This is a genomic window from Actinomadura sp. 1N219 (assembly GCF_044326405.1).
Classification (GTDB): Bacteria; Actinomycetota; Actinomycetes; order Streptosporangiales; family Streptosporangiaceae; genus Spirillospora.
Genome location: NZ_JBIRAY010000001.1, coordinates 292435 through 311802, shown reverse-complemented (window position 1 = coordinate 311802; position 19368 = coordinate 292435). Strand labels below are relative to the sequence as shown.

At 67.7% G+C, this 19368-nt stretch carries 19 protein-coding genes; 12 read left to right on the top strand and 7 right to left on the bottom strand.

Translation table 11 applies throughout. From position 1 onward, the window contains the following. Window positions 1-47: 47 nt before the first annotated feature. Window positions 48-830, bottom strand: a complete 783-nt coding sequence (locus tag ACH35V_RS01530) for a class I SAM-dependent DNA methyltransferase (RefSeq protein ID WP_395969664.1) — start codon at window positions 828-830, stop codon at window positions 48-50. A gap of 253 nt (window positions 831-1083) precedes the next feature. On the opposite strand from ACH35V_RS01530, the gene ACH35V_RS01525 reads away from it, so the two are divergent. Beyond that, window positions 1084-1569: a hypothetical protein gene (locus ACH35V_RS01525; protein ID WP_395969663.1), complete on the top strand. Its 486-nt coding sequence runs from the start codon at window positions 1084-1086 to the stop codon at window positions 1567-1569. Window positions 1570-1642: 73 nt separating this feature from the next. Here the strand turns inward: ACH35V_RS01525 and ACH35V_RS01520 are convergent, their stop codons facing one another. From ACH35V_RS01520 to ACH35V_RS01505, 4 genes are all read right to left on the bottom strand, one after another. Then, window positions 1643-2851 (bottom strand): sulfotransferase family protein, encoded by a 1209-nt coding sequence (locus ACH35V_RS01520; RefSeq protein WP_395969662.1) that lies wholly within the window; start codon window positions 2849-2851, stop codon window positions 1643-1645. After that, window positions 2839-3609 carry an SDR family oxidoreductase gene (locus tag ACH35V_RS01515; protein ID WP_395969661.1) on the bottom strand — a complete coding sequence of 257 codons (771 nt, stop codon included), beginning with the start codon at window positions 3607-3609 and terminating at the stop codon, window positions 2839-2841. The genes ACH35V_RS01520 and ACH35V_RS01515 overlap by 13 nt, the downstream gene beginning before the upstream one ends. Window positions 3610-4151: 542 nt before the next feature. After that, window positions 4152-5402 carry a hypothetical protein gene (locus ACH35V_RS01510; protein WP_395969660.1) on the bottom strand — a complete coding sequence of 417 codons (1251 nt, stop codon included), beginning with the start codon at window positions 5400-5402 and terminating at the stop codon, window positions 4152-4154. Window positions 5403-5497: 95 nt separating this feature from the next. After that, window positions 5498-5959, bottom strand: coding sequence for a nuclear transport factor 2 family protein (locus ACH35V_RS01505; RefSeq protein WP_395969659.1), 462 nt, complete (start codon window positions 5957-5959; stop codon window positions 5498-5500). Between the two features lie 650 nt (window positions 5960-6609). On the opposite strand from ACH35V_RS01505, the gene ACH35V_RS01500 reads away from it, so the two are divergent. The 7 genes from ACH35V_RS01500 to ACH35V_RS01470 are packed head-to-tail and all read left to right on the top strand — an operon-like array spanning window position 6610 to window position 13992. Continuing rightward, window positions 6610-7029, top strand: coding sequence for a YbaB/EbfC family nucleoid-associated protein (locus tag ACH35V_RS01500; protein ID WP_395969658.1), 420 nt, complete (start codon window positions 6610-6612; stop codon window positions 7027-7029). Beyond that, window positions 7026-7352, top strand: a complete 327-nt coding sequence (locus ACH35V_RS01495; protein ID WP_395969657.1) for a WXG100 family type VII secretion target — start codon at window positions 7026-7028, stop codon at window positions 7350-7352. Before ACH35V_RS01500 ends, ACH35V_RS01495 begins: the two co-directional genes overlap by 4 nt. 11 nt (window positions 7353-7363) lie before the next feature. After that, window positions 7364-7858, top strand: coding sequence for a hypothetical protein (locus ACH35V_RS01490; protein ID WP_395969656.1), 495 nt, complete (start codon window positions 7364-7366; stop codon window positions 7856-7858). Next, complete coding sequence (locus ACH35V_RS01485) at window positions 7851-8474, top strand: nucleic acid/nucleotide deaminase domain-containing protein (RefSeq protein ID WP_395969655.1); 624 nt, start codon at window positions 7851-7853, stop codon at window positions 8472-8474. The genes ACH35V_RS01490 and ACH35V_RS01485 overlap by 8 nt, the downstream gene beginning before the upstream one ends. 36 nt (window positions 8475-8510) lie before the next feature. Continuing rightward, the gene (locus ACH35V_RS01480; protein WP_395969654.1) at window positions 8511-10466 is read left to right on the top strand and encodes an armadillo/beta-catenin-like repeat-containing protein; all 1956 of its coding nucleotides are present in this window, start codon (window positions 8511-8513) and stop codon (window positions 10464-10466) included. Continuing rightward, window positions 10463-11566, top strand: coding sequence for a nucleic acid/nucleotide deaminase domain-containing protein (locus ACH35V_RS01475; RefSeq protein ID WP_395969653.1), 1104 nt, complete (start codon window positions 10463-10465; stop codon window positions 11564-11566). Before ACH35V_RS01480 ends, ACH35V_RS01475 begins: the two co-directional genes overlap by 4 nt. A 14-nt stretch (window positions 11567-11580) precedes the next feature. After that, window positions 11581-13992 (top strand): hypothetical protein, encoded by a 2412-nt coding sequence (locus tag ACH35V_RS01470; RefSeq protein WP_395969652.1) that lies wholly within the window; start codon window positions 11581-11583, stop codon window positions 13990-13992. On the opposite strand, the gene ACH35V_RS01465 is transcribed toward ACH35V_RS01470, so the two are convergent. Beyond that, window positions 13955-14353 (bottom strand): YbaB/EbfC family nucleoid-associated protein, encoded by a 399-nt coding sequence (locus ACH35V_RS01465; RefSeq protein ID WP_395971117.1) that lies wholly within the window; start codon window positions 14351-14353, stop codon window positions 13955-13957. The genes ACH35V_RS01470 and ACH35V_RS01465 overlap by 38 nt on opposite strands. A 125-nt stretch (window positions 14354-14478) precedes the next feature. On the opposite strand from ACH35V_RS01465, the gene ACH35V_RS01460 reads away from it, so the two are divergent. Further along, window positions 14479-15324: a nucleic acid/nucleotide deaminase domain-containing protein gene (locus ACH35V_RS01460; RefSeq protein ID WP_395969651.1), complete on the top strand. Its 846-nt coding sequence runs from the start codon at window positions 14479-14481 to the stop codon at window positions 15322-15324. Window positions 15325-15327: 3 nt separating this feature from the next. Here ACH35V_RS01460 and ACH35V_RS01455 read toward each other — a convergent pair whose 3' ends face one another. Further along, the gene (locus ACH35V_RS01455; protein WP_395969650.1) at window positions 15328-15690 is read right to left on the bottom strand and encodes a hypothetical protein; all 363 of its coding nucleotides are present in this window, start codon (window positions 15688-15690) and stop codon (window positions 15328-15330) included. A gap of 734 nt (window positions 15691-16424) precedes the next feature. Here ACH35V_RS01455 and ACH35V_RS01450 point away from each other — a divergent pair. The 3 genes from ACH35V_RS01450 (at window position 16425) to ACH35V_RS01440 (ending at window position 19357) form a co-directional block, all read left to right on the top strand. After that, window positions 16425-17291, top strand: a complete 867-nt coding sequence (locus ACH35V_RS01450) for an HNH endonuclease (RefSeq protein WP_395969649.1) — start codon at window positions 16425-16427, stop codon at window positions 17289-17291. Between the two features lie 700 nt (window positions 17292-17991). After that, window positions 17992-18690, top strand: a complete 699-nt coding sequence (locus ACH35V_RS01445; protein WP_395969648.1) for a glutamate ABC transporter substrate-binding protein — start codon at window positions 17992-17994, stop codon at window positions 18688-18690. A gap of 28 nt (window positions 18691-18718) precedes the next feature. Then, the gene (locus ACH35V_RS01440) at window positions 18719-19357 is read left to right on the top strand and encodes a hypothetical protein (protein ID WP_395969647.1); all 639 of its coding nucleotides are present in this window, start codon (window positions 18719-18721) and stop codon (window positions 19355-19357) included. The last annotated feature ends 11 nt before the right edge of the window (window positions 19358-19368 follow it).

Sequence of the window (19368 nt, the reverse complement as noted above, 5' to 3'; positions counted from 1 at the left end):
CCTCTGTGTGGTGCCGCGTGACGCCTCTAGGTGTCGTCGCGAGCTGGCTATTCGGCGTGGGTTACGCGGATTTTGGATTGGCCGTGTGGGAGTTCTTCCCAGTCGTCCATGAAGCGGGCGACGAAACCGTGCCTCTCGGCGAGGGAGATCAGCGTTTCGGTGCGGTAGTAGAAATCCTCGCGGAGGACGTGATGCTCGGTTCCCTCAGTGCGGTCGAAGGTGAAATCGAAGAAGCCGTCGGGTGCGAGGACGCGGCCGACGTTGGCGAGGCATTCGTCGATCACCTCGATGGGCGAATGGCTGAACACGCTGTGCGCGTGCACGACGGAGAAGTGCTTGGACGGGAGGAACTGCAACTTCAGATCGTTGACCAGCGTCAAGTGCGGAAGTTTCTCACGCAGATCCTGACGGACGAGTGTGTGCTGCGCGGCGAGCAGGATGTCCGGCGAGATGTCGATGCCGTAGTAGTTCCCGGCGTCGAGATAGTCGATGAACCGCCATCCGGCCCGCAGGTTGCCGCAGCCGATCTCCAGGATCCGGTCGTCGGGCTTGAGGCCGTGTTTGCGCAGGTAGTCGAACTGCATCTGGCCGAGCGCCAGCCAGCGTTCGTGGCTGCGGCTCCCGACTGCGGCCTCCGGGTTCTTGGCCGTGTCGGATTTCATCACGGCCCGGTAGTAGGCGACGTGGTCGCGGCTGGAAAACCGGAATTTGAGGTCCCTGGCCACCCTCGCCAGGTATGCCTTGATCCGATCTGGGTTCTGTGCCGCATAACGCACTTTGTACGTCAGGCTCGCGCGATTTCTGCGTGTCGGTGGGAGCGGTTCGGTCATCGGCGTCGTCCCCTGTTGCGCACTTAGCGGGCCGGTTCGCCGCCCGCTCCATGTCCGGCGCCTCGGAAGGGCACCGGCTGGTGAGGGCCCCTACCCTGATCACCAGCCGATAAGCCGGCGTCCGAGACGCGGCTGCCGCCCACCCCGTGCGCGACCGATGAGTTTCGCGTCACCGGATCGTCTGCATAGTGACAGCGTCCCTTCCGCGACCGCGGGAAGCCCGAGACGAGATGACGAGGAGCGTGCGCGCACCATGATCGAGGAGAACGTGAGCGCCACCCTGGTTTTCGCCGTGCCCGCCGCGAGGGTGTTCGCCGTGCTGGCGGACCCGACGACGCATTCCGCGATCGACGGCACCGGCTGGGTTCAGGAATCCGCCGACCAGTCGCCGCTGACCGAGGTGGGACAGGTATTCCGGATGGACATGTACCACCCGAACCACCCCGACGGCGGCTACCGGACGGCCAACAAGGTCCACATACTCGACCCTCCCCACGCCATCGGCTGGATGACGGGGACCGAGAGCGACGACGGCCGCCTGGAGTTCGGCGGCTGGTTCTGGCGTTACGACCTCGCGCCGCTCGGCCCGTCCGAGACCGAGGTGACGCTCACTTACGACTGGTCTGCGGTGCCGCAGTCCATCCGGGAGTACCTCAAGTTCCCGCCGTTCGGCCCGGAGCACCTCATCAACTCGCTGCGCCATCTGGCCGACCTCGCCGCACCGACGTCCAAGGACTGACCACCTCTACCCACCAGGTGCCGGACGGCCAGCCGTGACCGCCCGGCCATCCCTGAGACGGGCTGAGCGTCGGCTAGCTAATGTGCAGGTCGGCGGTGTATTCGGCGAAGTGGGAGTCGACCTGTTCGAAGGTCAGTCCGAAATCTTCCAGCGCGTACCGATGCGCCGGCTTGGCGGCTCCGGTGGCGCTCTCGCGGTGCAGATCCGTCATCGCCGTTCGGGCGGCGTCACTGAACGGCAGCCCGAAATGGCGGTAGACGCCCTCTACCGTCCCGATCGGGTCGCGGACGAAGTCGTCATAGTGGACGTCCACGAACTGCGCCGGATCATGCCGAACCCGCTCGCTCCGGAATCGGTCGAGGCCGCGGCCCCACAGTTCGAGCTGGTCGCGGCCGATCGTCGCGCCGGCGAAAACGTCCGACCACCCCGCGGTGGCGTGCGCGGCGAGGCTGCACATGGACGCCATCGCGGTGCGCGGCGCCCGATGCGTCTGGACGATCAGCGCGTCCGGATAGACCTCCAACAGCGCGTCCAGCGCGAACAGATGGCTGGGGTTCTTCAGCACCCAGCGCCGCCTCACATCGTTCATGCCGATGAGCTGCAGGTTGCGGCGATGCCTGCGGTATGCGGGCGTCCAGTCCTGTTCGGCGAGCCAGGACGAGTAAGAAGGCACATGCGCCAGGCACTCGAAGGAGATCGACTGCATGGTCTGCCGCAGAAGCTGCCAGCACTCCTCGACCGTGTCCGCCGAGATGTAGTGGACGCCCATGAACTCGGGGTTCTCGACGTGGTGCCTGCGATATCCGGCGTCGATCGCCTTGAAGACCGGGTCGTCCGCCCAAGTCTCGCGCGGTGGGCGCGGCTGCGGCACCTCGGCCAGCCAGAGGTCCAGGCCCTGGTGGGCGGGATCGGCGGTGAGCAGTCGGTGCAGCGCCGTTGTGCCGGTACGCGGCAGTCCGGTGACGAAGATCGGACGTCCGACCGGGACGTCCGCGTGCCCAGGATGCTGCCGCCACGCCGCCTCGGAGAACTGCCGGGCGACCAGGGCGCCGCGCAGCATCGCCCGCTGCGCCTTGTTTCCGAGCGGAGTCAGCCCGGCGTCCTCGGCATAGGACTTCAGCAACACCGTCAACCCGGCCAGGTACGCGTCGTCGCCGAAGTCGTCCAGCCCCGTGATCTTGGCGGCCGAGGCGTGGAGATCCTCGACCGTGCCTACGCTGTCGCGTCCTGAGGTCATCGGCGCCTTCCCCGGGTGCTCGGTGCTGCTGGTCAGTGGTGCCATTCGCCGGAGTTGACGTCCAGGCACTGGCCGGTGACCGCGCGGGCCAGCGGCGACAGCATGAACACCACGGCGTCGGCGACCTCGTCCGGTTCGGGCAGCTTGCGCAGGTCGGTGGTCGCGGCGTTCTCGTCGTACACCTGCTGCGCCGGGACGCCCCGCTTCTTGGCGAGATGCTCGAAATACCACTTGAGGTTGTCGGCCCAGATGTAGCCGGGCGCGATCGTGTTGACCCGGACACCGCGCGGCCCCAGCTCCGTCGACAGGTTCTGCGCCATCGCGAGCAGCGCCGCCTTAGCCATCTTGTACGCACCGAACGTCCGCCGCGAGTGCCGCAGCACCGCCGAGTTGATCATGACGACGGAGCCGCGGCTCTCTTCGAGGACGGGGACGAACAGGCGAGTCAGACGCAGCGCGGCCAGCACGTTCGTCTCGAAACCAGCTCGCACCGCGTCGAGGTCGACCTTCATGAGATCGGTCAACGGCGGTGTCGCGAACGCGTTGTTGACCAGCCCGTCCGCGCGCCCGAACGCGGCGCGGGTCGCATCCACCAGGCGCTCGCAGGCCACCGGGTCGGTGATGTCGGTGGCGACGACGACGGCCCGCCGACCAAGGTCTTCAACCTCTTCGGCGACGTCGGCGAGCCGAGCTTCATTGCGCGCGGCGAGAACAACGTCCGCCCCGGCCTTGGCGCACTGAACCGCCAGACCACGCCCCAGACCGGGCCCGACCCCAGAGATGACAACGACCTTCCCAGCCAACAGCCCACCCCCGACCGGCCCGACCCCCGACGACACGGCGGCTGACGACCCGACCCCGGCCGATCCAACGCCCGGAGGCCGGACACTCGGCGATCCAACACCCGAAGGTCCAGCGCCCGGAGGCCCAACGCGCCGCGAACCAGCTGTCGGCGACCCGACGCCCGGCGATCCGACGCCCGGCGACCAAAGGCCCGGCCATCCGACGCCCGGCGACCAAAGGCCCGGCGATTCAACGCCCGGCGGCCCAGCGGTCGGAGGCCCGACACCTGGTGACCCAACGCCCGGCAGCGCAACGCCCGGCTGCCCGACGTCCGGCGACTCGACGGCTGACGGTCCAGTGGAAGGCGATCCAGTAGTCGGAGGCCCGGCAACCGGCGACCCAACGCCCAAAGAGCCGGCGTTCGGCGGCGCGACGGCTGACGGTCCGGCTTCCAGCGGGTCGGGGGACGGCGATGCAGCGGCAGGCGGTCCGGTGGTCGGCGATTCGACAGGTGGAGGTAGGGCGGACGGAGGTTCTGCGGTGGGTGGTGGTTCGGTGGGCATTAGCCGAGCATCCGGCGGGCGATGGCGGCCTGGCGGGCTGCGATTCGTTGTGTCCACTCGTGTTCGGCGAGGCGCTGTCGGTCGTAGTGGGGAAGGCGGCGCGGCAGTTCGTCGAATGGCATCACCTCGGCGGTCGGGCCGTCGGCGGGTGTGAGGTCGCGGGTGAGGCGTTGCCAGCGGAACTGCAGGTAGCCGCGGCGATGTCCGGTGCGTTCGATCCAGTTGACGAGGCCCGGGTCCCGTTCGCTGACGATGTAGCGGATCATGCCGTCCGCGTCCACGCGGGCCTGGTCGGCGGTGAGGCTCGTCTGGTGGTTGATGTAGTCGAGCGAGATGTACCACATGCTGCCGAGCTGGAATCCCTGGTAGGGCGCCACGTCGGAGTCGGCGGCCGGGGCAGTGATCACTAGGACCTCGTCGCCGTCCAGGTCGTAGTGGCCGACGGACGAGAACTGCGTAGCCAGGCCGCCGGGTGTGGGACGCGGCTCCGTGAGCGTGTTGACCGGCAGCTTCAGGTAGTGCCACTCGGGAAAGGCCAGGAAGGTCCGCAGTCTGGCCAGGAGCATTTTGCCCGCGACCTCGAACCGCCTGGCCATCCGGTCGGACGGTACGGGCGGCGGCGACGTCCCGAGCGTGTCGGCGCGATGGATGCGGATCTCACCTGGCCGTTCGTTGTCCCAGTCGCTGAACACCTCGCGGACGATCAGCATCGCCGAGCCCGGCGGCAGCGCGACGTACCCGGGTCCTTGGCTCGGTTTCGGGGGGCCGAAGCGGAGCTGGAACGTCCCGTCCGCTGCGATGTCCAGCTCGCGGTCGTCGAAGGCGGTGAGGCTGTCGGGCGACTGGGTGGGCGAGTAGTCGCCGTTCATGACCTGAAAGCTCAGGTCGGCGGTCGTACCGCGCCTCCCGGTGACCACGTATTCGGCGTCGTCTCGCACGTAGGCGTGGAAGTAGAGCGTGTCGGGGTTGTCGAGGCCCAGCTTCGTGTAGGGACCGGTGGAGGACGCGAAGTACGGGTGTTCGTGCTGGTAGGCGCCCACCATGTGCAAGGACGCCTTGATGCTGCCCGCCAGGTAGTCGAGCCCCTCCGCCAGGTCTTGATCGGACTTGACGTGCGGCGCGCCGCGGATGATCCGCTCCGCCTCGACGACCGCTTCAGCGAACGACTTCGTAACCGAGTCGGCATCCCGACTCTCGATGAGGTCGGGGTCGGTGTGCGTGGTTCTGCCTGCGGCTGGGTCGATGGCCACCGGGCACTCCTGGGATCAGGGACGAGATGCGGCGCACGGCATCGGAAGCGAAACGCTAGAACTCGTTCTATATCGAGTCAATGGCGCTGTCCCGGTCAATGGGAGGTGGTGAACTTCAGGCTCGGCGCGTCGTCCAGGGAGACCGTGTACTCGTACGTCCGCCGGTGGCCCGTCCGTTCGACCCGCCATTGTCCGTCCGCGCCGCGCCGGTACGTGTCGTGGTAGAACGCGGCGCCCCGGATGAGCAGGCGGTGCTCCGGAATGATGATCGTGTCGTCCAGCGACCAGATGCCGGTCGCCCGGTCGCCGTCCACATCGATCTCCGGGCAGCCTGCCGTGTGCGTGGAGATCTTGTCGGGGCCGAGGTTCGCCCGCATGTAGTCGATGATCGCGTCCCGGCCGTCCAGACTGAGGGTCTTGCCGAGCAGCGGGGTGTCGTACTCGGCGACGGCGTCTTCGGTGAACACCTCGGTGAACTCGTCCCACAACTTCAGGTCGACGCACCTCAAGTACCGATACTTCAACCGACGGATCTCTTCCAGCGCTACCAGGTCCATGTCCCCCACCCTGCTAGCCCCAGCCTCATAAGACAAGAACAGGTTCTAACTCTTGCCACCGACCATCGGGCCGCTCCTCGATCCGCGGCCAGTCCGCGGCACCCCGCTACAACGGACGCGGCCGGTGCCATGACTTGGTGCACGTGAACGTCAGGAAACCCGCCCGGATCCCCTCGATAGCAGTCAGCCTGTTCAAGAATCGGCGGGACGGGGCGCGACGTGCGTCGCCTGGGTTTATGCCGATCCACTTCTCAGAAGCTCTTCCTCCCTTTCGGGTAGCTCAGAGGCATCATTTCTGGGACGCGCAGATACTGGGGCTGCGTCTGCAGGTCATGGCGTTGCCGTCCACCTCGGTTGGCGTGATGGCGCAGGTGAGGGCGACCAGCCGCGATTGCGTCAGCGTGACGGCGAGTAATGCGCCTCACACTGAATGTGTCAGTTCTGAAGGACGGCTTGGGCTGTGCCGAGGCGTGCCGAGGCCCCGTCCGGCGCCGGCGCGTCCAATGTCGGCGCTGCAGATGTCCGCGCGGTGGTGGCCTGGTGAGCAGCCCTCCTCTGCAGGAGCCGTTCATCGAACATTTGGGCTGTGGCCAAGTTTTGGACCGGTTGATTATGATCTTCCAAGCGACCTAGCAGGGGGAGGGCTCTCGATGGCGGGGATCCCGGGTAGTGAGCTGGAACATCTGCTCAACGAGGCACGGGCCGCGTTGGGGACGGTGAGCGGAAGCGGCGGTGAGCGTCCCGGCGGCGCGTCCGCCAAAGGGCACGGCGAGGCGGCGGACGGGCTGATCCGGGTGACCGTGTCGGCGGACGGCGAGGTCGAGGGCATCGAGCTGGCACCCCGGGCGATGCGGATGTCGTCCGAGGAGATCGGCGAGCATGTCGCGGCGGCGGTGAACGGCGCGTTCCAGGAGCTCCGGGCCGATCCGGCGGGGCTGCCCGCCGGCGCGGAGACCGAGGCGCTCAGCGCCCGGGCGCGCGAACTTCAGGACATGAGCATGCGTCAAATGCGACAGATGACTCAGTCGATAGCAGACTTGATGGCTCAGCTTCACGGGGGACGGCGATGACCGACGGCTTCCAGGTATCACCCGATCAGCTCAGCTCGTCCGCCGAACGTCTCGGGCAGGTCGCGGACGAGTTCAACCAGCAGGTGCAGCAGTTCCAGTCGCAGATCACCGGTTATGGCGAGCCGTGGGGCGGTGACGATCTCGGAATGCTCATCGGACTCGCGCACACCGCTTGTTTCGAGGCGGCGATGGATTGTTTCAAGGAGAACGCCAAGGAGCTGGAGGAGCGCGTCAAGGCGCTCGAAGCGGTGGCGAAGAACTACACGACGATGGAGCAGTCGAACGTCCAAGCGGTGAATTCCGTCAGCAAGGCATTGGGGTAGGTGGGTAGGGCATGGGCCTGCAATTGCCCGGTGAGCTCATCAGCCTGCTCGGAATGCTCGGCTACACGTGGCCAGAGGCCGACGAGACGAAGCTGATGGAAATGGGCGGCACGTGGATGTCGTTCGGCGGAACGCTCCAGTCGACGTCGTCCGGCGCGGACTCGGTGGCGCAGGGCGTCTGGACGACCAACAAGGGCGAGGACTTCGAGGCGTTCCAGAAGGACTGGACGGACGACGAGGCCGCGTCCGCGAACATCCGGGACGCCGCGACCGACTGCATGCTGGTCGGCGCCGGGCTGCTGATCGCCGGCGTCGTCGTGCTGGTGCTGAAGATCAACGTGATCGTCCAGCTCATCATCCTCGCCATCCAGATCGCGCAGGCCATCGCCACCGCGGCGGTCACCTTCGGCGCCTCGCTGGCCGAGATCCCGATCTTCAAGATGATCACCGGCGCGATCATCGACCAGTTGCTCGGCATGGCGGTGGAGGCGTTGCTCAATGGCTAGGCGCAACCGGGGCGGAAGCAGCGGCGGCAGGGGAAATCCGGCGGGCGCGAAGGTCATCTCGAAGGTGCTGTCGGAGACCCGGACGTTCCGCAGCCGGAGCGGCCGGACCCGCGAATACGAGCTGATCCATCCGAACAAGTCCCGCGAGGGCGAGCTGTCCAAGAAGTACAACATGAAGGACCGGAAGGACGGCGACAAAGGCCAGACCGGTCCGAACGTCAGAACCCGCAAAGTCGACCGTGACAGCAACGACATGGCCCGCGCGGTGGACGACGCCCGCCGCCATAACGGCGACGGCTCGGGACGTAACTACGCCGCCTTCCGCTACATCGACAAGGACGGCAACGAGCGCATCATGGTCGCCCGCAGCGACGGGCGGCACTCGGAGAAGCGCGCGGGCATGGAGATCCTGGAGCGCGGCGGAAAGCTCAAGGAGGTCTACACCGAACGCCAGCCATGCGACATTCCAGGCGCCTGGTGCGAGGAATGGATCCCCAGATACTTCGGCAACAAGCTCGACGTAACCTACAGCTATCCTTACGACAATGACATACCCGGTTCCAAGTCCAGCGCGAACTCGGCGGTCAAGAAATACGCCGGGGGACTCCTGACGTGACCACCCATTTCATGAACGAGCTTCCGGGGGACGGGGATGAGCGGCGGATTCCGTGACGCGGCCGACTGGGCGGGCCTGACCCACGCCTACGGCGCCGCGACGAACCTGCCGGACACGTTGGAGCAGGTCGGGTCGGACGACCCGGCGGTGGTCGAACGCGCCTTGTACGACTTGTCCGGCAGCATCTACCACCAGGGCTGGGTATATCCGGCGACGGTCCCAGCGGTCGGCGTCCTGTACGAGCTCGTCTCGCACCCGGGCACGCATCTCCGTCCGCGCATCCTCGGGCTGCTCTCGGAGATCGCCGGGGCCGTCTGGGACCTGGAGGACCACGACGAGGACGAGTACGGCGAACCCGACCTCGCGACCGTCCTGGAATGGGCGCGGGCCGCGCGCGCCGCCGTCGAAACGGGCGTCCCGACACTGATGAGCCTGCTGGACGACGGCGATCCGGCCGTCCGGGCCGCAGCTCCGTTCGTCCTCGCCGACTTCCCCGAGCACGACCCCGACCCGGTCCCGCGCCTCCGGCAGGCCGCCGACGCGGAGGGCGACGCGGGCGCCGCCGCGAGCATGATCCTCGCCGTCGCCGACATCTGCACCGATCGGGACGAACCGCCGCTCGACTGGCTCCGCGGCCACGCGGCCGACACGCGACGCGAGGTCCGGGCGGCGGCCGCGGTGGCGCTGCTGTGGTGCGGCGCGGACGACCTGGACGACGACGGCCTGCAGGCGATCACCGCGGAGATCCAGGCGGACGAGTCGGCGCTGGACGGGCAGCTGTGGGTCCTCGACGGCGGCCGCACCGGCTTCCTGACCTCCGCACTCGACCAGGTTCCGGCTCCGCAGATCAGCCTGGCCCGCGCCGCCCTCGCCACCGACACCGACGTTGGTGCGGCCGACGCTGAGAGGCGCGTCCAGGCCGTCCATCGCGCGGGCCAGATCATGCGCACGTGGCGAGCGGGCCCCGCCGGGCTCCTCCCGCCGCTCGCCGACCTCCTCACGGACGACGACGCCGAGGTTGTCAAGGAGGCCGTCTGGGAGATCAAACAGGGCGGCCCGGACATCGCCCTCGTCGCCGACCGCCTCCTCCCCCTCCTCGACGGCGACGTCCAGGATCACCCGCAAGACCTGATCGCGGGCAGCGCGCTGGAGGCTCTCGGCCGGGCGGGTGACGCGCGCTGCGTCCCCGCGCTGGCCGCTGACCTGGACGAACCGCGCCTGTCGTTCAACCCCGGCCCAGCGATCGCCGGCATGAAGGAGCACGCCGACGCGCTCCTCGAACCCGTCCGCGCGTTCCTGGACGAGCCGAAGAAGGGCACCGGCTTCGCGGGCAACCACCTGATGAACGTCCTGGCGGGGCTCGCCGAGTGGGGCGACCGCGCGCAACCCCTGCTGCCGGACATGATCTCCCTGCTCGAACGGCGCAAGGCCGTCCCGCATGTCGCTCGGGCGCTCGCCGCGCTGGGCCCGGCCGCCGCGGACGCCGTCCCCGTGCTGCGCCGCTACCTCGGCCGCAAGCACGGCCCGCAGGCCAGCCAGAACGCGGCATGGGCGATCTGGCAGATCACCGGCGACGGCGAGGAGCCGCTCCGCTTCCTGACCAGCGCGATCCGCAACGGGCTGGACGACGAGGACATCGAGCGCCTCTTCGCCCTCGGCTCCGCCGCCCGACCCGCGCTTCCCCTCCTGGACGAGGCCATGCCCGGGGCCGCGGCCGTGATCCAGCGCGTGACCGGCGACACCGAGCGGACACTCCCGCACCTGGTGGACGCCGTGGCCGCGACCCCCACCGGGATGCTCGCGGTGCGGTGCCTCGGCGAGATCGGCGCGGACGCGTCCGCCGCCGTCCCCGACATCAGGGAGATCGCGGAGAGTCCCCGGGTGCTGGCGGGCGGCGCGAGCACCGACGTCCTCGCCACCGACCGCGCCTACCAGGCCGTCGCCGCCGAGGCGCTGGCGCGGATCACGGGCGAGGAGGGTGACGTCCGATGACGGACGCGATCATGGCGCGCTTCGGCCCCGAGGGGGTGCGGCGCATCCCGTCCGCCGAACTGCCCGGGGCGGACGCGGGCGGGCTCATGATGCCGGCCGACGCGGCCCGCGCGCTGGCGGATCCGGGGCTGCCGCTCCAGGTCGGCCCCTACTTCACCGCCTCAACGGGCGAACCGCTGGCCCTGGCCGAATACGCGGCGACCATCGGCTACCCCGACGCCGTCCCCAACGGCGCTCCCGAACCCACACTCACCCCAGCCCCAGGCCCCCCACTAGACGCCACACTCAGCACCACACCTAGCACCGCACTTGGCGCCGCACCTGGCATCGGGCCTAGCGCCGCACCTGGCACCACATTTAGCGCCGTACCTGGCGACGCATCTGCCAATGGACCAGGCGCGACACCTGGCACCCCGTCCGACAGGACGTCAGCCGGGACGTCCGACCGGACGTCCAACGGGACGTCCGACGCCGCCGGTTGGTGCCGGATCGGCACCGACCAGGGCGCCGAGATCTGCGTGACCGGGGCAGGCGATGTCCGGGCCGTGTTCGTCACCGCGGCCGCCACGCCGATGATCGTCAACGGCAGCGTCCCAGCGTTCATCGGCTCCCTCCTGGCCCTCGACCGGTACCTGCCGCTGCTCGCGTCCCCCGGCGACCGGAACCCCGCCGAGATCTTCCGTGAGCTGCGCCAGTCGCTGCTGAAGATCGACGAACCGGCGCTCGCGGACGACGAGGCATGGTGGCCGCGCGTCCTGGAGCAGATCCGGCACGCGCTCAGCTTCCCCTTCGCCGCCGCCATCGAGTACGAGGAGGCCGGCGGCGACAAACACATCGAAACAGAACAGGCCCGGGTCGGCCTGCCGCACCCCGAGCGCCTCCTCTGGGACCGCCTGGACGCGCGCGGCATCGCACCAGCCCAGGTCACGCGCGTCTACACCGAGCTGGAGCCCTGCTTCCTGCCGGGGAACTACTGCCAGCTGCGGCTCAGCCGTTTCCGCAACGCGGAGTTCACCTACAGCTTCGACTACGGCGGGACGGCGGACGAGCGCGAACGGGGCCTGCTCGAACTCATGCAGCAGGCGGCACAGGAAACCTGACGGAGCGGATCACAGTGTCGACACCGGTCGAGATGAACCAGGCGCCGTCGATCGGCGCGGGCCGGGCACCGGCGGCCGCGGCCGTCCGGGCGTGGCTCACCGACGTCCTTCGTCCCCGGCTCTGCGTCGTGACCGGCGCGCCCGGCACCGGCAAGAGCCACCTCACCGCCTGGACGGCCCTCGCCGACACGGGCCCGGTCCGCGCCGTGCACGCCATGATCAGCGCGCGGGGCATGACGCCGCACGCGCTGGCCTGGGCACTGGCGGAGCAGCTGTCGGTCGCGGGCGGGTCCCCGGAGGTCGTCGTCGCGGGCATCGCGGCGGACCGCCGTCCCGCCACCGTCGTGATCGGCGAGCTGGACGAGGCGGGCCCCGCCTGCGACGGCTCCGCCGCCCCCGCGATCATCACCGACCTGCTCGACCCGCTGCTGGAGTCGCAGCACGTCAGGCTGCTCGTGGAAGGACGTCCCGAGATCCTTTCGGCGTTCACCGTCCCGGCCGAGGTCGTCCACCTGGACAATCCGGAACTGACCGACCGGGAGGGGTTCACGGCATGGCTCCGGCAACACCACCCGAACACGGTCAACGCCGAAGCGCTGTTCCCCAACGTGGGCCTGGCCGAACTCGCCCTGTCGGCGGACGCGTCGGAGAACGTCCCCGAACGGTGGCTAGACCGTGTACCACCCGAAGCCGTCCCCGCCCTGGAGGTCCTCGCCTCCGCGTACGGACTCATCGACGCCGTCCATTGGACGGCACTGACGGCCGCGCTGACCGGCGACCTGGAGCGGGCCCGCGCATCGGTCAACCTCGCCGCACCCCTCGTCACGCGCGTGGACAACGGTTTCCAGATCGGTCTGCGTCCACTCCGGGAGGCACTCCTACGCCGCCGGACGCCGGAACTCCACGCGCAGATCGAGCACGCAATCGGCGGCGCCCTCTACACGCAAGTCCCGAAGGACCCGACCGGCGGCGCTCCGCTCTGGGCCCAGAGCCCGCCCTACATAACCACCTATCTCCTGCGCCACGCGGCCGTCACCGGAGTGGCCGACCGCCTCATCGCGGACGCCGGACAACTCGTCCACGCCGATCCGCGAGCCGCGACCGCCGTCCTCGAAACCCTGGACTCCGCACCCCAGTGGCCGGTGTGGCGCGCCGCCGGCCCCGGACTCCTCTCCACCTCCGACCCGGCCGAACGCGCGTCCCTCCTCCAACTGTCGGCAATGCTTCTCGGGGACGACTCCCTCGCCGCCCAATTCGCGCCGCACACGTCCACCGCCTGGGAACCCACCTGGTCCAACACCCGCCCCAAGCCCCCAGCGTCACCCAAGCCCGACCACACCCAAACCCCGACCGCCCACACCGACCCCTCGCTCAACCACACCGAAGGCCCAACAGCACACACCAAAGCCGACGAAACCTCACCTAGCCGCACAGAAGACCACCCAACCAACCACAGCGCAGGGACGACGGCCCGCACCGAAGCCTCGTCCACCCCCACCGAAGCCCCATCCACCCACGCCCAAGCCCCATCCACCCACGGCGCCGGAACCTGGTCCGCCCACGCTCAAACCCCGTCCACCCACGGCGCGGGAGCCTGGACGGGCCCAGTGTCCGCACTCACCCGCCGCGACAACACACTCCTGGTCGCCGCAGCCGACGGCACCCTGCACACCCTCGACGGCTCGTCCGGGAAGCCCATCGGCCGCATCGCCGGCGGCGTGCCGGAAATCTGGGGCCTGGTCTGGTTCCCGGACGGCACCGTCCTGCACCTGGACGCCCACCGCGCCGTTCGGGCGAGCGCCGTCACCAAGTCCGAGAGCCGCGCCGACCGCATCAGCGGCCTGCTCAACCAGGCAACCGACACCGGCGCCGCGCAGGTCAGCGCGGGCGCGGTACGCGACACCCTCAAGAAGTGGCGCGGCCTGACGGCCCTCGGCACCGCCGGCACCACCCACCTCATCGCCGGCGACGCATCCGGACAAGTGCACGTATGGGAGCCCACTGCCCCCCAGCACGTCCGATCTCAACACCTCCACGACGGCCCGGTGACCGCCGTGACCGGCATGCAGGGCGACAGCGGCCGTCTCAGCCTGATCAGCGGCGGCGCGGACGGCACGGTGCGCCTATGGGCGATAGACGACCCCCCAGTGGACGAACCACTCATTCGCCGCAACACAGGCGTCACTGCCACCGCCTTCGCGCGGCTCCCACTCGGCCCCGTCGCCGCCATCGCCTGGACCGACGGCCACATCAGGATCTGGGACATGCTCACCGGCGACGAACGCGTCATGAACCTGGGCCTGACGGTCAACGCCCTGGCCCTGACCCCCGAAGGCCTCCTCGCCGTCGCCGGCCCGCACGGGACGGCGACGCTCCGCCTGCACAGGATCAGCGACCGCCCCGGACCTTCGACAGCGCCTCAGTGATCGCCTGGTCGAACACCGCCATCTGACGCAGACCCTCGGTCTGGATGTCCTCGGCCTGCTTGGCGAGCGTCGTCGCGTTCACCGCGTCGCCCGCCGCCTCCGCGGTCTTGCTCCGCAGGTCCTTGAGCGCCGCGTTCACGGCCGTCACCAGATGCCCGCCGAGTTCCTCCGGAGTCATCCGCATCGCCCGAGGATTGACCTCCACACCCTTAATACGTCCACCCGCGGCCGCGGTCGCCTTGACCTTCCCCTCCGCCGCCTCCCCAACCCCCTCGACAACTTGGACGCCCCCAGCACCCGCGCCACCCCCAACCTCAGCACCCACGCCCACGCCGCCCGCGCCTGCACCACCCCGCCGCATCGACTCCAGCGCCTTCCGCGCCTCCGCCAACGTCCGCTCGAACTCGACTGGCTCCACCCCGAGGCCGCCTTTCCTTCCACCGTCAACACGACGAGCCTATGCGCCACGACTGACAGACTGAAGCCATGACGGACGACCTGGGAACCCGCCTAACGGAGCACTTCGGCCCCGAGGCCCTACTACATATCGACACCGCGAACGCGTCACTGCCGACCGCATCCGGCGCCGCCCTCGCCAACGGCCTCCCAGCCCAAGTAGGTCCCTACTTCTCCGCCACACAGGACGAACCGCTACTCCTCAGCGACTACGCGGCCTCAATAGACGCCGATCACACCCCACCAGAGTCAGCTTCATGGTTCCGCCTTGGCACCGACCAAGGCGCCGAGATCTGCGTAACCCCCACCGGCACCGTCAAGGCCGTCTTCGTAGTAACGAACGTCGCACCCCTACACGTAAACACCGACGTCCCGTCCTTCCTCGAATCTCTCCTAACCCTGGACAAATCCCTACCTCTCCTCCGCTCCCCCGGACAGCAAGACCCGGTGGCCGTGTTCCGCGACCTCCGCTCCCGCCTCCTCCAAATCGACGCCCCCGCCCTGGACGACGACGAATCCTGGTGGTCCCGCGTCCTAGAACTGATCCGCCATGCCCTGAGCTTCCCCGCCTCAGTGGCCTTCGAGGTCGAAGAGAATGACGGACGCAAACACATCGAAACCCAAGAAACCCAGGTAGGCGTAGAGCACCCCGAACACCTTCTCTGGCATCGCCTGTCATCCGACGGCGTCCGCCCCGAACAAATCACACGCGTCTACACCGAACTAGAACCTTGCTTCATGCCGGGCAACTACTGCGCAATGTGGCTCAACCAGTTCCCCAACGCCGAGTTCACCTACAGCTACGACTATGGCGCGACAGCCGAAGAACGCGAAGCCGGAATGCTCGAACTAATAAACCACGCCGCCGCCACCTAACGGTCAATCAAAAGACGTCAACCGCTTGGCCACAACCTCCGCCAACGCCACCACCTGCGCCTTCTCCTCCTCCCCCGGCTGGTCATGGGTACGCGCCGAAACGTCCACAACCACATTGGAGATCCGGAACTTGGCGTGAATGTCGAACACCTCGATCCGAGCGAGCACAATCACATAGGACGCCCGATCAACCGTCAGGTATCCCTTCTCTCCAACACCAACGCCCACCACCCCGTACCCACCCCGCCGCACCCGATTCTCATACCAATTACTCAGATCTTCCACAGCACGCTCCGGCCCAGTCTGATCCGTCGTCGCATGCGCCGTCTTGACGAAGACGCGCACAGTCCGGAACGGCCGGTCCACCCCCGGCGGGACACTGCTCCACTTGCACTCTGACCGAGCGTCCCCACCCCACCCGAAAAGCCCTTCGGGCTTGGAGTCCCCAGGCTCCCGTGCCCCACTCGCAACCAACGACGCCAACACCTTGGCATCAGGCATGATCGCGCACGCGTCCACGTCCTCGAACCGCCCATCCGAGTTGAACAACCCAACCTGCCAACCCACCGCAACCCCACACCCACCCACCAAGACAACACAGCCAGCCACCACCCCAAGCAACCCCCACCGACGAAGCCCGAACAACCCCACCCCACCCACACCCCCACCCTGACACACCACCCACCCCCAAACCCCCCAATCCCAAACTCCACCAACACACCCAGCTCGCCACCCAACCCGGAGGACACAACACCAAGCCGCCAACGCTCCCCAAAACACCGAGCAACGACCGCACGACGTGCAACAACCTCACCAGGCTCCATACCCACACGCATACCGAGAGCCAAGCCCCCAACTCTCACACTCACACAAAGAACGCAACTGCAATCGGTCACCGCCCACGCCCACCAACCAATGAACGCTCCAGCAGGACGACCGCCCCGCGCCCCAGCCAGCCCGCACCCTCCAGCCCGCCATGGCCGGCACCGGACTGGCGCCTCCCGATCACGGACTGGTGAGACGGCCGGCAAAGTAGTAGAAAACCTAGGGTGACTGCACTCCTAAGCGGGGACTTCGACGGCCGTCTACGCCAAGCCGCGATGGATTGGCTCGACCATCGCTCCACCCCAGAGAACCCCGTCGTGCAACGTCAAGAACTTCTCGACTTCGTGTTCGAAGGCCAGCGCTTCCCGCTGATCGACAATCAACTCGGCATTCGCAAGCCAAGCGGATGGACCGCCGCCTTGTCGATATTGACGACCTACACCTCAGATGGCGCACGCGCTCCTTACGAAGACGCCCTCGGTGCAGACGGCTTTCTTCGATACAAGTACCAAGGCAACCCCCAACACTACACAAATAAGGGATTGCGAGAAGCCCACGCGCTGAAAGTACCTCTTATCTGGTTCTTCGGCGTACGGCCGGGTGTCTACCTTCCGTTCTACCCAGTCTGGATAATCGCAGACGAGCCCCATCTGTCTCAGGTTGCCGTCGGCCTCGACCAATCGCAGGTCACTCTCGCACACGACGCAGCATCCCTCAGCCCGTTAGAACGCAGATACTCCGAACGAATCAGCCGGCAACGCTTGCATCAGCCACTCTTTCGTCAAAGAGTGATTTACGCGTACGACAGCAGTTGCGCAATGTGTCGCCTCCGGCACATCTCACTGCTCGACGCTGCACACATAGTCCCCGACCGGGACGAGCGTGGCATACCCGCTGTGTCGAACGGACTCGCGCTTTGCAAGATCCACCACGCCGCCTACGACGAGAACATCCTAGGCATCCGTCCTGATCTGACAATTCAGGTGCGCAGCGATATTTTGCAAGAGGTCGATGGCCCTATGCTCCAACATGGCCTCCAAGCCATGAATAACGCGAGAATCGCTCTGCCCAGGAGACGAGTAGATCGACCCAACATGGAAGCAATTGAGGAGCGTTACGAGAGGTTCCGTGCAGCAGGCTAGGGCGGCGGGCACCCAATCCCGCCCACCACCCCTCGTGACGATTTGTCGTGTTTATTACGGTCTGCTCGAAGGTCGCGTGGCCGGTGTTGGCCTCTTTGGTGGTGCGGGGGATGGGGGCGGGGTCAGGCTTGGGGTGACGGTGTTGAAAGGGCGGCTGGGTGGTGGGTGGCCGTCTGCCAGAGGGAGTGGGTGATGTTCGTGGTGGAGAATTCGGGTGACGAGGTTGTTGGGCAGGATGCTGCGGGCGAAGGGCCGGCGAGTGAATGGTCCTGGTTGGGGCGTGGGGTTGCCTTGTTCACGCCGGTGTTCGCCATCGCGGCCGGGTGGTTGGCGGGGACTGTGGCGCAGCTCGTTCCTGGAGCTGAGCTCAACCAGGATCAGGTGACCGCGTTCATGGTGGCGGCCACTACTGCGTCGCTCGGGGCCGGGTGGAAGTGGCTTCAGGGGTGGCAGCAGCATGAGAGGGCGGTGGCGGACGGTAAGGCCGCGCCTGTCAGGAGCAGCCGGCGGCGGAGGTCGCGACCTCGTAAGTGAGATCCGTGTCGGCTGGTGGTTGAGGAGTGGTCATTTGGTGTTCATCTGGTGATGTTGTTGCGGGAGTAGGCATGCCTGTGTGCGTGCTGTTCTGGCGGTCTTGTTGAGTGTCGTGCTCGTGGGATGTTCGGCTGCGAGGGCGTCCGTTTCGGGGGACGATCTCCTCGTGGTCGGGGTCAAGGCCGACCAGCCTGGGCTCGGGTTCAGGGAAGGCGGTGTCTTCCGCGGGTTCGAGGTCGATGTGGGGACGTACATCGCCCGGCATATCGGGGCCTCGCGGGTGGAATTCCGGGAGGTCAGGTCGGATGACCGGGAGCAGAAGCTGAAGCGGCGCGATATCGATCTCGTGCTCGCCTCGTACTCGATTACGCCTGATCGGGCCAAGCTCGTCACGTTCGGCGGGCCCTACTATGTGGCGCACCAGGACATCATGGTGCGGCGTGGGGAGAACCGGATTCGGAGTGTGCGGGATCTGGCGGGGCAGCGGATGTGTCAGGCCAGCGGATCGGTTTCCACGGAGCGGGTCGTCAAGGGGCTGAGCATTGCGGCGAAGCTCGTCCCGGGGTCTTCTTACAGCGACTGTGTGGCGAAATTGCGCGGTGGGGTTGTTGACGCTGTTTCCACTGGGGATTTGGTGTTGGCCGGGTTCGCGGCGCAGGATCTGGAGATTGTGAACGCGCCGTTCACCGACGAGCGCTACGGGGTCGGGCTGCGGAAGGGCGACGTCGACGGGTGCGAGGCGGTGAACCGGGCCCTCACGACCATGTACCAGGACGGGACCGCCGGTGAGTTGCTGCGCAAGTGGTTCGGGAAGAGCGGGATCGAGCTGGTCGAAGAGGTGCCGCAGTTCGAGGGCTGCTCATAATGTCGGTGCCGCTGCCTAGAGTGGGCGGGTGGCTGAGGACAGGGTTGTTTGGGACGAGCTCTTGGCGGCCGGCTTCCTGCATGCGCTGCGGGAGGCGCACCGGGACGCGACGCTGGCCGTCCTGGGGTCCTTAAGCCGGGCGGCGGGGTTCACGGAGCGGTCGTACGGGGTCAGCGCGTTCGACGTGCTGGCGACGTGGATCGACCGGGTCTTCGAGGACGAGCCGCAGGTCGTCCGGGACGATCTGAACGGCTCGCCCGGGTGGCGCTACGGGCCGTGCCGGGTGCTGCTGAAGCGGCACGAGTTCGGGAACGTGCGCGGGATTCGCTGGGATCGCGACAGTCCCACCAAGCAGGCCGTGGCGCGGCAGGGATATGCCGAGGATCCGCAGCTGGAGCTGCCGCTCGGGATCCAGCGCGACACGCCCGGGGTGGTGACATTGGTGCTCGCGCACAGTGCCACCGACGAGCCGCTGGAAATGGAGCTTTTCCTGGGGCGGCCCAGGTGGAACGCGGACGGAGGGGCGGCCTGGCACTGGGTGAAGGAGCTGGACGACGCCATTGGGCCCGATCCACGTCGTAAGCTCGTCGAGCGGACGATGCCGTTGTGGGACGACGGGGAAGCCGATGTCCCGATGCGGCTCCGTGGGGAGACGAAATCGGCCTAGCAAAGGGTGGC

Excerpts from the sequence above, each read along its gene's own strand:
- ACH35V_RS01530 (WP_395969664.1), bottom strand. The coding sequence starts at position 830 with ATGACCGAACCGCTCCCACCGACACGCAGAAATCGCGCGAGCCTGACG.
- ACH35V_RS01525 (WP_395969663.1), top strand. The coding sequence starts at position 1,084 with ATGATCGAGGAGAACGTGAGCGCCACCCTGGTTTTCGCCGTGCCCGCC.
- ACH35V_RS01520 (WP_395969662.1), bottom strand. The coding sequence starts at position 2,851 with ATGGCACCACTGACCAGCAGCACCGAGCACCCGGGGAAGGCGCCGATG.
- ACH35V_RS01505 (WP_395969659.1), bottom strand. The coding sequence starts at position 5,959 with ATGGACCTGGTAGCGCTGGAAGAGATCCGTCGGTTGAAGTATCGGTAC.
- ACH35V_RS01500 (WP_395969658.1), top strand. The coding sequence starts at position 6,610 with ATGGCGGGGATCCCGGGTAGTGAGCTGGAACATCTGCTCAACGAGGCA.
- ACH35V_RS01495 (WP_395969657.1), top strand. The coding sequence starts at position 7,026 with ATGACCGACGGCTTCCAGGTATCACCCGATCAGCTCAGCTCGTCCGCC.
- ACH35V_RS01490 (WP_395969656.1), top strand. The coding sequence starts at position 7,364 with ATGGGCCTGCAATTGCCCGGTGAGCTCATCAGCCTGCTCGGAATGCTC.
- ACH35V_RS01485 (WP_395969655.1), top strand. The coding sequence starts at position 7,851 with ATGGCTAGGCGCAACCGGGGCGGAAGCAGCGGCGGCAGGGGAAATCCG.
- ACH35V_RS01480 (WP_395969654.1), top strand. The coding sequence starts at position 8,511 with ATGAGCGGCGGATTCCGTGACGCGGCCGACTGGGCGGGCCTGACCCAC.
- ACH35V_RS01475 (WP_395969653.1), top strand. The coding sequence starts at position 10,463 with ATGACGGACGCGATCATGGCGCGCTTCGGCCCCGAGGGGGTGCGGCGC.
- ACH35V_RS01465 (WP_395971117.1), bottom strand. The coding sequence starts at position 14,353 with ATGCGGCGGGGTGGTGCAGGCGCGGGCGGCGTGGGCGTGGGTGCTGAG.
- ACH35V_RS01460 (WP_395969651.1), top strand. The coding sequence starts at position 14,479 with ATGACGGACGACCTGGGAACCCGCCTAACGGAGCACTTCGGCCCCGAG.
- ACH35V_RS01450 (WP_395969649.1), top strand. The coding sequence starts at position 16,425 with ATGGATTGGCTCGACCATCGCTCCACCCCAGAGAACCCCGTCGTGCAA.